13 protein-coding genes and 1 tRNA gene are annotated in these 12,706 nt (G+C 73.1%); 5 read left to right on the top strand and 9 right to left on the bottom strand.

The window, feature by feature from the left end; genetic code table 11:
- Positions 1 to 54 precede the first annotated feature (54 nt).
- From AC3ET4_RS05935 to AC3ET4_RS05920, 4 genes are all read right to left on the bottom strand, one after another.
- Positions 55 to 891, bottom strand: a complete 837-nt coding sequence (locus tag AC3ET4_RS05935; protein WP_431946639.1) for an SCO1664 family protein — start codon at positions 889 to 891, stop codon at positions 55 to 57.
- Positions 849 to 1,445: a DUF3090 domain-containing protein gene (locus AC3ET4_RS05930; RefSeq protein WP_431946637.1), complete on the bottom strand. Its 597-nt coding sequence runs from the start codon at positions 1,443 to 1,445 to the stop codon at positions 849 to 851. Before AC3ET4_RS05930 ends, AC3ET4_RS05935 begins: the two co-directional genes overlap by 43 nt.
- Before the next feature lie 58 nt (positions 1,446 to 1,503).
- Positions 1,504 to 2,202, bottom strand: coding sequence for a histidine phosphatase family protein (locus tag AC3ET4_RS05925; RefSeq protein ID WP_431946635.1), 699 nt, complete (start codon positions 2,200 to 2,202; stop codon positions 1,504 to 1,506).
- 340 nt (positions 2,203 to 2,542) lie between these two features.
- A complete protein-coding gene (locus tag AC3ET4_RS05920; protein ID WP_431946633.1) occupies positions 2,543 to 3,331 on the bottom strand; it encodes a ferritin-like domain-containing protein in 789 nt (262 codons plus the stop codon).
- Positions 3,332 to 3,602: 271 nt separating this feature from the next.
- Here AC3ET4_RS05920 and AC3ET4_RS05915 point away from each other — a divergent pair, with 271 nt between their 5' ends.
- Entirely contained in the window at positions 3,603 to 4,208 is a 606-nt protein-coding gene (locus AC3ET4_RS05915) for a hypothetical protein (protein WP_431946631.1), read from the top strand.
- A 47-nt stretch (positions 4,209 to 4,255) separates the two neighbouring features.
- On the opposite strand, the gene AC3ET4_RS05910 is transcribed toward AC3ET4_RS05915, so the two are convergent.
- Complete coding sequence (locus AC3ET4_RS05910; RefSeq protein WP_431946629.1) at positions 4,256 to 5,308, bottom strand: LLM class F420-dependent oxidoreductase; 1,053 nt, start codon at positions 5,306 to 5,308, stop codon at positions 4,256 to 4,258.
- Positions 5,309 to 5,434: 126 nt separating this feature from the next.
- Between AC3ET4_RS05910 and AC3ET4_RS05905 the strand changes: the two genes are divergently transcribed.
- Together AC3ET4_RS05905 and AC3ET4_RS05900 are read left to right on the top strand one after the other, a co-directional pair.
- A complete protein-coding gene (locus AC3ET4_RS05905; RefSeq protein WP_431946628.1) occupies positions 5,435 to 6,415 on the top strand; it encodes an aldo/keto reductase in 981 nt (326 codons plus the stop codon).
- Between the two features lie 40 nt (positions 6,416 to 6,455).
- Positions 6,456 to 8,507 (top strand): helix-hairpin-helix domain-containing protein, encoded by a 2,052-nt coding sequence (locus tag AC3ET4_RS05900; protein WP_431946627.1) that lies wholly within the window; start codon positions 6,456 to 6,458, stop codon positions 8,505 to 8,507.
- A gap of 80 nt (positions 8,508 to 8,587) precedes the next feature.
- Here AC3ET4_RS05900 and AC3ET4_RS05895 read toward each other — a convergent pair whose 3' ends face one another.
- The gene (locus tag AC3ET4_RS05895; protein ID WP_431946625.1) at positions 8,588 to 9,202 is read right to left on the bottom strand and encodes a hypothetical protein; all 615 of its coding nucleotides are present in this window, start codon (positions 9,200 to 9,202) and stop codon (positions 8,588 to 8,590) included.
- Between the two features lie 47 nt (positions 9,203 to 9,249).
- On the opposite strand from AC3ET4_RS05895, the gene AC3ET4_RS05890 reads away from it, so the two are divergent.
- Positions 9,250 to 9,438 (top strand): DUF5703 family protein, encoded by a 189-nt coding sequence (locus AC3ET4_RS05890; protein WP_431946624.1) that lies wholly within the window; start codon positions 9,250 to 9,252, stop codon positions 9,436 to 9,438.
- A gap of 65 nt (positions 9,439 to 9,503) precedes the next feature.
- Here the strand turns inward: AC3ET4_RS05890 and AC3ET4_RS05885 are convergent, their stop codons facing one another.
- From AC3ET4_RS05885 to AC3ET4_RS05875, 3 genes are all read right to left on the bottom strand, one after another.
- Positions 9,504 to 10,430 carry a chaplin gene (locus AC3ET4_RS05885; protein WP_431946623.1) on the bottom strand — a complete coding sequence of 309 codons (927 nt, stop codon included), beginning with the start codon at positions 10,428 to 10,430 and terminating at the stop codon, positions 9,504 to 9,506.
- Positions 10,431 to 10,619: 189 nt separating this feature from the next.
- Entirely contained in the window at positions 10,620 to 10,853 is a 234-nt protein-coding gene (locus tag AC3ET4_RS05880; RefSeq protein WP_431946622.1) for a chaplin, read from the bottom strand.
- A gap of 141 nt (positions 10,854 to 10,994) precedes the next feature.
- Positions 10,995 to 12,323, bottom strand: coding sequence for a M20/M25/M40 family metallo-hydrolase (locus AC3ET4_RS05875; RefSeq protein ID WP_431946620.1), 1,329 nt, complete (start codon positions 12,321 to 12,323; stop codon positions 10,995 to 10,997).
- Between the two features lie 173 nt (positions 12,324 to 12,496).
- Between AC3ET4_RS05875 and AC3ET4_RS05870 the strand changes: the two genes are divergently transcribed.
- A tRNA-Leu gene (locus AC3ET4_RS05870) sits at positions 12,497 to 12,584 on the top strand.
- Positions 12,585 to 12,706: the final 122 nt, after the last annotated feature.

Below are 12,706 nucleotides of genomic sequence, written 5' to 3'. Positions count from 1 at the left end.
CCGCGTCCGCGACAAACGACCCGGTGTACGCGCCGGGACGTCCGGGGCCGCGGATCAGATGGGCGGCCAGGGGATCGCGGGCCACTCCCCGGAGGGCTCGGGATGGCGCCCGGAGGCCAGCAGCGCGGCGACGCGGTCCCGCAGCGCCCCGAGCTCGTCGGCCGTGATGAGCTCCGCGAGCCGGGCGCCGAGGCTGCCGTCGGCGAGCTGCGCGGAGAGCGTGCCGAGGACTTCGACGATCTCGTCGGTGAGCGCTTCGCCGGCCCAGCCCCACAGCAGCGTGCGGAGTTTGTTCTGCGTGTTGAAGGTCACGCCGTGGTCGATCGCGTACAGCTGCCCGTCCGCGGCCGGCAGCAGGTGGCCGCCCTTGCGGTCGGCGTTGTTGATCACGGCGTCCAGGACGGCCAGCCGGCGCAGCCGGGGGTCGTCGGCGTGGACCAGCAGCGCGGTGCGGCCCTCGCCGACCTCGGCGAAGCCGACGGCCTTCCAACCCTCGCCCGGCTCCTCCCCCTCGACGAGAGCGAGGAGCCCTTCGCCGTCCTCCGGCGTGGTCTCGATCCACAGCTGGACCATCCCCTGGCCGTACGGGCCGTCCCGCAGCACGGTCGGCGGCACCAGGCTCCAGCCGGTGGCCTCGGAGACCAGATAGGCGGCGACCTCGCGCTGCGCGAGCGTCCCGTCGGGGAAGTCCCACAGCGGCCGCTCGCCGGCCACCGGCTTGTACACGCAGTGGGCGGACACCCCGTCGTGCTCGACGGCGCAGTAGAGCACCGCGTTGGAGGCGTCGCGCAGCCGCCCGCGCACGGTCAGTTCGCCATGCGTGAGCAGCTCGGCCGCTATGTCCCCGCTCAGGCCGTCGCCGACCGCCGGTACCCGTTCTGACGCGGGCATACGTGTCCTTCCGGATCCAGGGGCAGGCTGCACAGCGGGCAGGGCGGGCGGCCGGCCGCGACGACGTCGAGGGCGCGCTTGGCGAAGGAGCGGGCCTGGGCGCCGGTCAGGCGCACCCGCAGCAGCGGGGGCCCGTTCTCCTCGTCCTGCAGGAGCATCTCCTCGGCCGCCTCGAGGCCGTCCTCGTCCTCGGCCTCGATCTCGACCAGCGCCTGGGCCTCGAGGATCATCCGTTCCTCGGCGCCGTCCCAGGCCAGGGCCATCGTGCCGACCCGGAACTCCTCCTCGACGGGGACCTCGAGCGGCTTGTTGTCCATCAGCTCCGCGGGGGCCACGGCCGGCACCGGGGCGGCGCCGCCGGTGCGGCGCACGACCTCGTCCAGCAGTTCGTCGATGCGCTCGGCGAGGGCCTCGACCTGGGTCTTCTCCAGCGCGACGCTGGTCGTCCGGCCGGCGGCGCTCGCCTGCAGGAAGAAGGCGCGTTGACCTGGTTGGCCCACGGTGCCGGCGACGAAGCGTTCCGGCTTGTCGTAGAGGAACACCTGACGAGGCACGTCCTGCTCCGTTAGTTCGGTCTCTTGGCGGTTCGGTCCACCCTACTGCGGAAGCTGATCACGATGCGCCCGCGCCGCCTCCGACCTCCGCGTCACCCGGGGCCGCGGCGGGCCGCTCCCTCGGGCGCAGGCCGTCCAGGCTGCCGGTGTCCCCGAGCCGGAGCAGGAAGGGCCGCTCCTGGGTGTAGCGGATGGCGGTGACCGAGCAGGGATCGACGGCGATGCGCTGGAAGAGGTCCAGGTGCACGCCGAGGGCGTCGGCGACGATCGACTTGATGACGTCGCCGTGGGAGCACATCACATAGAGCGCGTCAGGTCCGTGGGTCTCCTCGATGCGCGTGTTCCACTCGCGTACCGCGTCGACGGCGCGGTTCTGCATGGCGCGCACCGACTCGCCCTCCTCACCGGGGAAGACGGCGGCCGAGGGATAGCGCTGCACCACGCCCCACAGCGGCTCGTCGGCCAGCTCGGCGAGCTTGCGGCCGCTCCAGTCGCCGTAGGCGCACTCCGTGATCCGCTCCTCGACATGGAGCGGCACACCGGGCAGCGCGTCCAGCAGCGGCTGCACGGTCTCCCGGCACCGCTGCAGCGGGCTGGTGACGACGGCGGCCGGCGGCAGTCCGGCCAGCCGGGCCGCCAGCGCCGCGGCCTGGTCGCGTCCGGTCTCGTCGAGGGCGACTCCGGGGAGCCGTCCGGCCAGCACTTTCTCCGCATTGGCGGTGGACCGGCCGTGCCGGACCAGGATCACGGTGGGCATGCCCGCCACCCTACGGCCACAGGTGTCCGGTGTGGTGCCGGCGGAGCGCGGAAAGGGACAGAGGCGATCGCCGACTCTGCCGTCCACCGCGTCGGGGGAGCGGACCGACGCCTCCGAGGACCTCGCCGAGGCGCCGGAGGGGGCGCCGCCGGTGACGGCCGCCTGCCGGGGGATCGTGTACGAGCCCGGAGCCCGTCGCGGGCCGCCGTGGGACCGCCCCGCGGACCTGGCCGTCGTCGCCGTGTCCGGGGCCCTGCCGTACCGGAACGTTCGAGCGGCACGCCGACCCCGAGCGGCTCCGGCGTCCCGCGCGGCACGCCGGCCGGGGGCGGAAGCCCGTTCAGAGAGCCGGTTCCGCCGCGGGCTCGGGACCGCCGAGGGCGTCACGCCGCTGGGGCATGGCGAGCCGGACCATCCGCCGCCAGCCGGCCAGCCGTTCGTACGCGTAGGCCCCGTGGATGCCGGCGCGCAGCACCGCCGCCTTCGCCCTGGACCAGCCGAGGATCCGCCCCATGTGCCCCATGACGGCCAGGCTCACGTCGCGGTGGACGCGGATCTCGGCGTGGGCGCACTCGCGCAGGGTGCGCTCGATGGTCGCGCCGTGGCCGGCGTCGGCAAGGCGCAGCAGTTCCTCGTGGCAGTAGGCGAGGTGGTTGTCCTCGTCGGCGGAGATCATGCGGACCGCCCTGCCGATGCCGGCATGGCCGGCGAAGTACCTGGTGAGCAGCGCCATCTGCTCGGAGGCACGCTGTTCGGTGACCCGGCTGTGCGCGAGGTAGGTGACGATGTCCCGCTCCGTCAGCGGCTCGTCGCGGCGCAGCTTGTCGTGGGCGAGACCGATGCCGCCGCGCTCGAGGAGCATGGTGTAGTCGGCCTCGGGCGGGACCGGCACGGGTTCGAGGCCGCGCTTGCGCATCAGGGCGTGGAAGATCCGGCCGTGCTTGTCCTCGTCCGCGCCGTGCCGGGCGATCTTGGGGGCCAGTTCCCGCTGGGACTCGGGGACCAGCGCGGCGATCCTTCCGTTCTCCCAGCCGCCCTGCGACTCCCCGCTGGCGGCGATCGAGCAGAACAGCCGGAAAGAGTCGTCGTTGTCGAGGATCTCCTGGAACAGATTCCGGGCGGAGAGCATGCCGTACCTCCTGCGCGAATCGGGCATTCGCAAGGGAGAGTCAAGTCGCCGTCCGGGAACGGGGCAACCTCCCCGGGCGCCGAATCGGCCGATCGGATGAGCGCCGTCCGGCACGGCGCGTAACCCCGGGCGCTTCCGGGCGTTGTGTTTGGTGACGGCCGTGGCGGGGAAGACCCCCGAGCCCCCACCACGGCCGCGGAAACCGAGGGGCCCTGCCGCAGGCCGAAGTGCCCGTGATTTCATAGCCCCTCGGAGGGGTCACGACCTAGACATGTTCAGCAAGGCGACGCGCAGCCGGACGACGGCGCTGCCCGGGGGCCCGGCGGGATCGGACTGGGCCCCTTACGCACGCCTTGACGATGCGGCACGCGCCTATTTCCTCCACGCCGATGTGGCTCTCGAGGCGATCGACGGCGTCCTGGGCAGGCGGCGGGTCCGCGGTTTCACCCTCGAACGCGTCGTCGACCTGACGGAGGCCGGCACCTCGGTGTGGCAGGAGGCCGCCGTCTGCGACGGCCGGCGGCTCATCCTGTGGCACAGCGAGGAGGTGGCCGACGAGGACGCGCCGGGCGGCCTGGTGCTGGACTCCTCCGTGCAGGTGCTGCCCCTGGCGGCGATCGGCCACGTCGGCATGCGCACCCTGGTGGGCCGCGACGAGCAGGGCCGGCGGATCGACCGCGGGGTGTTTGTGGTGCTGGCGACCACCATGCCGCAGGAGTTGAGCGCGGTGCGCGGCGACGCCGACGGCTCGGTCACCGCCGCCCGCTTCCGCCCGGAGTCGTTCCGGTTCAGCAAGTCCCTCGACGACGGCGGGGCGGGCCAGATAGCGCGCTTGATCGACTTCGGGCGGATGATGGGGCGCCTGGTCCAGGGCTGAGCCGGGACCGGTGTGGCCGCTCCCCCTGCGGCCGCCCGCCGACCCGGCTACTCCGCGAGCCCTGCGCGCTCCAGCGCCTCGACGCCCGCCCGCAGCGCGGCGACCCGCTCGTCGAGGGTGAATCCGGCCGGGGACAGGGTCAGCGTGGTGACGCCGGCGGCCGCGTAGGCCTGCATCCGGTCGGCGATCCGCGCCACGGAGCCCAGCAGGGTGGTCGCGTCGATGAGTTCGCGCGGGATCGCGGCGGCCGCGCCGTCCTTGTCGCCGGCCAGGTACTTGTCCTGGATCTCGGCCGCCTCCTTCTCGTACCCCATGCGCTGCGCCAGCCTGTTGTAGAAGTTCTGCTCCCGGCTTCCCATGCCGCCCACGTACAGGGCCGTGTAGGGGCGGAAGAGGTCGGCCAGGGCGTCCACGTCCTCGCCGACGGCCAGCGGCACGGTCGGGCAGACGTCGAAGCCGTCCATGGTCTTCCCGGCCTTCTCCCGGCCCGCCCGGATGTGGCGGAGCGCGGTGTCCTCCAGATGGCCGGCGGAGGCGAAGATCAGCAGCGCGCCGTCGGCGATCTCGCCGGTCTGCTCCAGGTTCTTCGGGCCGATCGCCGCGATGTACAGCGGGACGCGCTCGCGCACCGGGTGCACCGTCAGCTTGAGCGCCTTGCCGGGGCCGCCGGGCAGCGGCAGCGTCCAGTGCGCGCCCTCGTGGCTCAGCCGTTCCCGGGACATCGCCTTGCGGACGATCTCGACGTACTCGCGCGTGCGGGCCAGCGGCTTGTCGAACCTGACGCCGTACCAGCCCTCGGAGACCTGGGGCCCGGAAACGCCGAGGCCCAGCCGGAAGCGGCCGCCCGACAGGGAGTCGAGGGTGGCGGCGGTCATCGCCGTCATCGCGGGCGTCCGGGCCGGGATCTGGAGGATGGCCGATCCGACGTCGATGCGCTCGGTCTGCGCGGCCACCCACGCCAGCACGGTGGGCGCGTCCGAGCCGTAGGCCTCGGCCGCCCAGCACACGGCGTAGCCGAGGCGGTCCGCCTCCCGTGCCACGGCGAGGTTGTCGGCGTCCATCCCGGCGCCCCAGTATCCGAGATTGATCCCGAGCCGCATGGCGATCCCCTTACCGATGAGTAACGTCGTTGTCCCCCGGACCCTACCGGGTCCCGGCGCGCGCCGGAGCCTGTCGGGTACGTCACTTCTGCCCAAAGCTCCCGACGACCAGTAATCTCACCCCTCATGGAGCAAAGGCACCTCGGCCGCACGGGTCTTCGCGTGTCCCGGCTCGGGCTCGGCACACTGACCTGGGGACGCGACACCGGCGAACTCGACGCCGCCGACCAGCTCAAGGCCTTCTGGGAGGCCGGCGGCACGCTCGTGGACACCGCGGACGTGTACGGGGACGGCGGAGCCGAGTACCTCCTCGGGCGGCTGATCGAGGACGTGGTGCCGCGCTCGGACCTGGTGATCGCCACCAAGGCCGGCAGCGTCCCCGACCCCGACCGCCGCTTCGACGCCTCACGCGGCCATCTGCTGGCCGCGCTGGACGCCTCCTTGGAGCGGCTCGGGACGGACCACGTCGACCTGTGGCAGGTGCACGCGTACGACTCCGCCACCCCGCTCGAAGAGACCCTGCAGGCCCTCGACCTCGCAGTGAGCTCCGGCCGCGCCCGCTACGTGGGGGTGTCCAACTTCTGCGGCTGGCAGCTGGCGAAGGCGGCCACCTGGCAGCAGGCCGTGCCGACGCGCACACCGCTGGCCAGCACGCAGATGGAGTACTCGCTGCTGCAGCGCGGGATCGAACGCGAGGTGCTGCCCGCCGCGTTGGACCTGGGGGTCGGGCTGCTGCCCTCCTCGCCGCTGGGCCGCGGGGTGCTGACCGGCAAGTACCGGCACGGGACCCCGCAGGACTCCCGCGGTGGCTCCGCGGACATGGCGCCCTTCGTCGCCCCTTACCTCGACGGCACCGCCCGGCGCATCGTGGACGCGCTCGCCATAGCGGCCGACGGACTGGCAGCCAGCCCGCTGCAGGTGGCGCTCGCCTGGGTGCGGGACCGCCCCGGGGTCACGGCGCCGATCGTCGGGGCGCGTACCGCCAGGCAGCTCGCGGAGGCGTTGTCAGTGGAGACCCTTAGTCTTCCGGATGAGATCTGCCAGGCGCTGGACGACGTTTCTGCGCCGGTGCACCGCTATCCGGACCACGACTGGAGCACGCTGTGATCGGGCCCCGACCGTAGTCCGCCGTACAACGGAGGCCACCGTGACCGAGGACCGCGAGGAGCGCGCGGGGCGCGACCCCGAGGGGCGCGCCGTGCCGGAGGAGGCTGCCGGCGAGGAGACCCCGGCTCCCCGGCCGTCCACCGAGGGCGTCGGTTCGCAGCTGCCCGCCGAACTCACGGACCTGGCCGCCGCGGTGCGCGCCATCGAGCGCGGGGAGCGCCCGGCGCCCGCCCGGAGCGGGGGGTCCGCGCGTCCCACGCCGCCGCGCCCCGCGGCGGCCCCCTCCCCCGCGCCGGTGTCGGGCCCCGCGGCGCCGCCCGTGCTGCCGGCTCGGCTCAGCGGGGACGCCGTGGCAGCCGCGCGGACGGTGCTGGCGGCGGGCGGGGCCCCGGAGAGCCTGGCAGAGGCCGCCGTGGCGGCGCTGGGCGAGCGGGCCGGGGATGCGCTGCGCGAGGACCCGTGGCAGGTGCTGGCGCTCGCCGGGGTCCGGGTGGACCAGGCGGACGGCTTCGCCAAGGCGCTCCTCGGCAGCGGCTGCGACCCCGACGACCCGCGGCGGGTGCGGGCGCTGGTCGTCTGGCTGCTGGAGCGGGCGGCCGAGCGCGGCCACACCGCGCTCGAGTGGGGCGCGCTCGGCGCGGCGCTCGAACGCAACGGTGTCACCGACGCCGAGGAGACCCTGAGGGCCGCGGTCGCGGACGGCCTGGTGCTCGTCTTCCACGTACCGGACGAGCGCGTGGACGCCCGTCCGGCGGCCGGGGAGGAGGACGACGACGAGGCCCCGGTTCGGCTGCTTCTCGGCCTGGACCGCTACGCCCTGGCCGAGGAGAGCCTCGCGGACGGCCTGGGCAGGCTGCTGAACACCATCGACGCGGACGCGTCGCGGGACGAGGCCTCGCGGGACGAGATGCCGCAGGACTGGGAGGGCGCGGCGGGCGCGGTCCCGTCGCCGTCCGCCGCCGCGCTGATCCGGGCGGTCGCCTCAAGCGGGCTGGTCCTGCACACCGGCGGGGAGGCCGCCCGGGAGGAGCCGGCGGCGCTGGTGGCGGCCGCGCGCTCCCTCGGACTGCGGGCCTATGCCGTCGCGGCCACCGAGGACGGCAGGCGGCGGCTCGCCGGCTCCGTGGACACGGAGGCGACTGCCACCCTCGCCGGGCTGCTCTCGGGCTCCGAGGGCCCCGGCCGCGACGAGGACGACGCGCTGGCGCTCGACCTGCTGGCGGTGCTGGACGCGCCCCAGCTCGACGTGGAGACGGCCGCGACCCTGGTCGAGTCCGTTCCCGACGGGGCGCGCCTGGTGCTCTCCGGTGACCCGGCGGTGCTGTGGTCCGCAGGGCCCGGCCGGGTCTTCGCCGACCTGCTGGCGGCGAAGGTGTGCCCGCAGGTCGCCTCGCGCACGCCTGACCCGGGCCCGGTCGGCGAGCTGGTCTCCGGCATCGGCTTCGGCGAACTGGCCGCCGTCGACGCCCCGGGCAGGGAGGTCGTGATCGTCCCGGTGCGGGACGCGGGAGAAGCCGTGCACCGCACCGTCCAGCTGGTCGTGGACTCCGTGCCCCGGGTCATCGGCGTACCCCCGGAGCAGACCCAGGTGATCACTCCGGTGCACGGCGGCGCCGCAGGCACCGGGGCGCTCAACACCGCGCTCAAGGAGCGTCTCAACCCCGGACCGGGCCGCTTCGCGGGCTTCGACCCCGGCGACCGGATCGTGTACGCCCCGACACCGGGGGCGGCCGTCCCGGGCACGGTCGTCTCCGCAGACGCGCAGGGCCTGCGGCTCGACTGCGGGGGCACTCCCGTGGTGGTCGTGCCCGACGCGGTGCCCTCCGTGGTGCGGCACGGCTGGGCGATCACCGCGCACCAGGCGGCGGGCCGCCGCTGGCCGGCCGCCGTGGTGGTCCTGCCGGGGGACGCCGCGGAGATCCTCACCCGGGCCTGGATCTACACCGCCTTCAGCCGCGGGGAGCGCCATCTGTCGGTGGTGCAGGGCGTCGAGCAGGCGCTCCCGCGCGCCGTGGCGGAGGTCCCCCCGAGGGAGCGGACGACTCGGCTGCGGGACATCCTGCGCGAGCAGGCGGCCACCGCCGCCGAATGATCGCCGCGTGGGCCCGGGGCGGCTCCCCGGGCCCCGTTCCGGCTCCGCGGGCCTCGCCGCGGAGCCGCCCCGGCGCCGGCTCAGGCCAGTCGGTCGAGTGCGTCCGCGTCGGCCTCGTCGTCGTAGACCGCGCTGACGTCGAAGCGGCAGAGCAGATGCCGCGGGTCCACCTGGTCGAAGGGCGCGGAGAGCCATTCGCCCGGCTCCGCGGGCCCCGCCGCGGTGACCCAGAGCGTGGAGTCTCCCTCCTCCAGGCCGAACTCGCTGTGGCGCTCGGCGATCTCGTCGGGCTCGTACTCCCCGAAGAGGACACCCACCGCCGCGCCGACGTCCCCACCGTCGGCCGCGGCGGACTCGGAGAGCCGTTCCGCCTGCCGGCGCAGCCGCTCGGGGTCGGCCACGGTGTAGTCCCGGCGGATCAGCACACTGATCGCGTCCGGTTCCGCGGGCCCGGAGTAGTCCGGCAGGGTGTCCCCGAGCGGCACCTCGAAGGGTGTGACCTCGTCATAGGTGTCGTAGAGCAGCTCGTCGTAGGCCTCGGCGGCCGAGGCGAGCGCCTCGAAGGCCCGGTGGACCGCGGGATCGTCCTCCCCGGTGCGGTTCTCGACCGCGGCCAGATGGCGGTCCAGCGCGGCTTTCACCGCCTCGACGGCGGCTCGTACCTCGGCGACGGCGGGCTGCGCGGCATCAGACATGCAGAAGACGCTATCCGTATGGAGGCGTTCCCCGCACAATGGATGCGATGCCCGAATACGAATTCAGAGATGTGTACGTGCCACGTGAGGTCTCCCGCAAGGAGGCTCATCGCCTGCTGACCGACCACGCCGAGTACGGTCACTGGGAGCTCGACCGGCTCCGCCTCTACCCGGACGGCAGCCGAAGGGTGCGGCTCCGCCGCCGGATCATCCGGCAGATACGCGCCACCTGGTGAGGCGTCCCGGACATGGAACGGGGCCCCGCGAAACGCGGGGCCCCGAAAGGGTGAGACCGTGACGCTCAGTTCTTGACCGTGCGGGCACGGCGGTAGAGCAGCGCACCACCCAGCAGCAGACCGGCGCTGGTCAGCAGTCCTGTCGCCACGTCGCCGGCACCGGTGCGGGCCAGGGACGGACCGCCGTGGCCCATAGCCTGCTTGCCGCCACCGCCACCGCCGCCGCCACCGCCGCCACCGCCGCCGGCGCCACCACCGCCGCCACCACCGCCGCCGTGCTCCTTGCCCGGCTTGTTGCGGTCGCCGTGCTTGTCAGGACCGTGGTGCTGGCCCTTGCCGCCCTGCTCGTGGTAGTGGCCACCGGTGTTGGCGCAGGTGTTGCCCAGCGCCGGGTTCAGCACGCCCGGGATGTTGACCGTGTTGCCGCAGACGTTGACCGGGATGTTGACCGGCGCCTGGATCACGTTCCCGGACAGGACGCCCGGGGAACCGACCGCCGCGCCGCGGGCCGAGGCGCCGCTGCCGTGCCCGTGGCCGCCGGCACCGAGGGTGCGGTTCTGTCCGTAGCCCTTGGCACCGCCGTAGCTCTTGGCACCCTGGCCGTAGCTCTTGCCGCCGTAGCCACCCTTGCCGTAGCCGCCGTCCTTGTCGCGGTAGCTTCCGGCGGCCTTGGCGCCGTAGCCGCCACCGGCCTTCTTGCCGTAGCTCTTGGCGCCCTTGCCGTAGCCCTGGACCCCGCCGTGGTCGACGGAGCCGTTGACACAGACGTTGCCCGCCGCCGCGTTGAGCAGCCCGACGACGTTGACGGTGTTGCCGCAGACGTTGACCGGAATGTTCACCGGCGCCTGAATGGTGTTGCCGGACAGAACGCCCGGGGATCCGGCGGCGACCCCGGACGCGGTGGAGTCCGCGTAGGCCATACCGCCGGTGACGGCGAGCACGCCGCCTGTCGCGACTGCCGTGAGCAGCCCCTTTTTCGCGACTTGTCGCATTGAATGTCCCTGCCTCTTGCTTTTCCGATATGGAAACCGACGGACAGTCGCCCGCCGGGGGAATGAATGACCCCCCGGGGCCGGATAACCGGTGTCCCACCCCTAGCCGGTGCAGCGGCCCCGAAAGGCGGAAATCGCTCATCCGGGGCCGCCGGGATCAGGCCTGCAGCAGTGCGGCCCGCGGCGACGTCAGTCGTTGACGCAGACGTTGCCCAGGGCCGGGTTCAGCACACCCGGGATGTTGACGGTGTTGCCGCACAGGTTGACGGGGATGTTGACAGGCACCTGGATCACATTGCCGGAGAGGACCCCCGGGGAACCGACAGCGGCGGCCTGGGCGCCGGAGTCGGCGACGGCCACGCCGGCACCCGCAGCCACGAGCCCTCCGGTGACAGCGGCAGCAGCGACGACCTTCTTGATCATTTTTCCTCCTTGTTGGCAAAACGGCCCCAACCTCGGACCGCACACGAACCAACGACGAGAGGGAAGGCGCGCTACTGCCACCAGGATTCATTCACTCTTTTCGGCTAAGTGGCAAGAAATGTCGATGATGCGAACGTCGTTTCAGCAGTTGGCGAGAAAACGGTCGAGAACACGCACGCCGAACTTCAGTCCGTCGACCGGCACGCGCTCGTCCACGCCGTGGAACATGCCCGCGAAGTCGAGCTCCGGCGGCAGCTGCAGCGGGGCGAACCCGAAGCAGCGGATGCCGAGGTCGTCAAAGGACTTGGCGTCTGTACCGCCGGACAGGCAGTACGGCACCGCACGGGCGATCGGGTCCTCCGCCTTCAGCGCCGCCTGCATGGCCTCGACCAGGGCGCCGTCGAAGCTGGTCTCCAGCGCCTTGTCGGAGTGCAGGTCCTCGCGCTTGACGCGGGGACCGAGGATCCGGTCGACGTCGGCCAGGAACTCCTCCTCGTACCCGGGCAGGAAGCGCCCGTCCACGTGGGCGGTGGCCTGACCGGGGATGACGTTCACCTTGTAACCCGCGCCAAGCATGGTGGGGGCCGCCGTGTTGCGCAGGGTCGCCCCGATGATCTTCGCGATGCCGCCCAGCTTGGCCAGCGTGGCGTCCATGTCCTCCGGATCGAGCTCGGTGCCCAGGGCGTCGCCCAGCTCGTCCAGGAAACCCCGCACCGACTTGGTCACCCGCACCGGGAACTGATGCCTGCCGAGCCGTCCGACCGCCTCGCACAGCTCCGTGATGGCGTTGTCGGTGTTGGTCATCGAGCCGTGGCCGGCCGTGCCGTCCACGGTCAGGCGCATCCAGTGCATGCCCTTCTGGGCTGTCTCGATCAGGTACAGCCGGATGTCCTCGTTGACGGTGAAGGAGAAGCCGCCGACCTCTCCGATGGCCTCGGTCACGCCCTCGAAGAGGCCGGGGTGCCGGTCGACCAGGTGCCGTGCCCCGTAGACGCCGCCCGCCTCCTCGTCGGCCAGGAAGGCCAGCACGATGTCGCGGGGCGGACGGCGGCCGCTGCGCAGCATGTCGCGCACGACGGCCAGGGTCATCGCGTCCATGTCCTTCATGTCGACGGCGCCGCGGCCCCAGACGCACCCGTCGGCGATCTCACCGGAGAAGGGGTGGTGGGTCCAGTCGTCCGCGTTCGCGGGGACGACGTCGGTGTGGCCGTGGATCAGCAGGGCCGGACGGGAGGGGTCCTCGCCCGCGATGCGGGCGACGGTGGAGGCGCGCCCCTTGTGCGACTCGAAGATCTGCGGCTCCAGGCCGACCTCGGCCAGCTTCTCCGCCACGTACTCGGCAGCCGCCCGCTCACCCGGTCCCGAGTGGTCGCCGTAGTTGCTCGTGTCGATCCGGATCAGGTCCCGGCAGAGGTCGACGACCTCGTCCTCTCCGGTGATCGCGGGGACGGCCGGGTTCGACTCACTCACGTTGTCTCCTTCGTTCGTCGGTCCCGGCCATCCTCCCTCGCGTCCGCCGCGACCCGCGAGGGGCCCGGGGCGACAGTCACGCGTGGGCCGCTGGGAGCCTGCGATCGGGGACCTCCGGATGTTTGCTATTGTTTTCCACGTCGCCAGGCCGAAAGCCGGGTGGCGAACACCTTGTCCGGGTGGCGGAATGGCAGACGCGCTAGCTTGAGGTGCTAGTGCCCTTTATCGGGCGTGGGGGTTCAAGTCCCCCCTCGGACACCACGCAGACGCCTGTGGGCGGCACGACGGGAGACCGGCGGTGCCGCCCACAGGCGTCTTCGGCGCCCTCGGCGTCTTCATGGCGGGGCCCGCCCGTGCGCCGGTGACGGGCCGTTCAGCCGACT

The organism is Actinacidiphila sp. bgisy167 (assembly GCF_057707665.1).
This window is presented reverse-complemented; position numbering and strand designations above follow the sequence as displayed.

Bases quoted from the DNA above. Each gene is read 5' to 3' on its own strand.
- AC3ET4_RS05935 (WP_431946639.1), bottom strand. From the start codon at position 891: ATGCCCGCGTCAGAACGGGTACCGGCGGTCGGCGACGGCCTGAGCGGG.
- AC3ET4_RS05925 (WP_431946635.1), bottom strand. From the start codon at position 2,202: ATGCCCACCGTGATCCTGGTCCGGCACGGCCGGTCCACCGCCAATGCG.
- AC3ET4_RS05920 (WP_431946633.1), bottom strand. From the start codon at position 3,331: ATGCTCTCCGCCCGGAATCTGTTCCAGGAGATCCTCGACAACGACGAC.
- AC3ET4_RS05915 (WP_431946631.1), top strand. From the start codon at position 3,603: ATGTTCAGCAAGGCGACGCGCAGCCGGACGACGGCGCTGCCCGGGGGC.
- AC3ET4_RS05910 (WP_431946629.1), bottom strand. From the start codon at position 5,308: ATGCGGCTCGGGATCAATCTCGGATACTGGGGCGCCGGGATGGACGCC.
- AC3ET4_RS05905 (WP_431946628.1), top strand. From the start codon at position 5,435: ATGGAGCAAAGGCACCTCGGCCGCACGGGTCTTCGCGTGTCCCGGCTC.
- AC3ET4_RS05895 (WP_431946625.1), bottom strand. From the start codon at position 9,202: ATGTCTGATGCCGCGCAGCCCGCCGTCGCCGAGGTACGAGCCGCCGTC.
- AC3ET4_RS05890 (WP_431946624.1), top strand. From the start codon at position 9,250: ATGCCCGAATACGAATTCAGAGATGTGTACGTGCCACGTGAGGTCTCC.
- AC3ET4_RS05885 (WP_431946623.1), bottom strand. From the start codon at position 10,430: ATGCGACAAGTCGCGAAAAAGGGGCTGCTCACGGCAGTCGCGACAGGC.
- AC3ET4_RS05880 (WP_431946622.1), bottom strand. From the start codon at position 10,853: ATGATCAAGAAGGTCGTCGCTGCTGCCGCTGTCACCGGAGGGCTCGTG.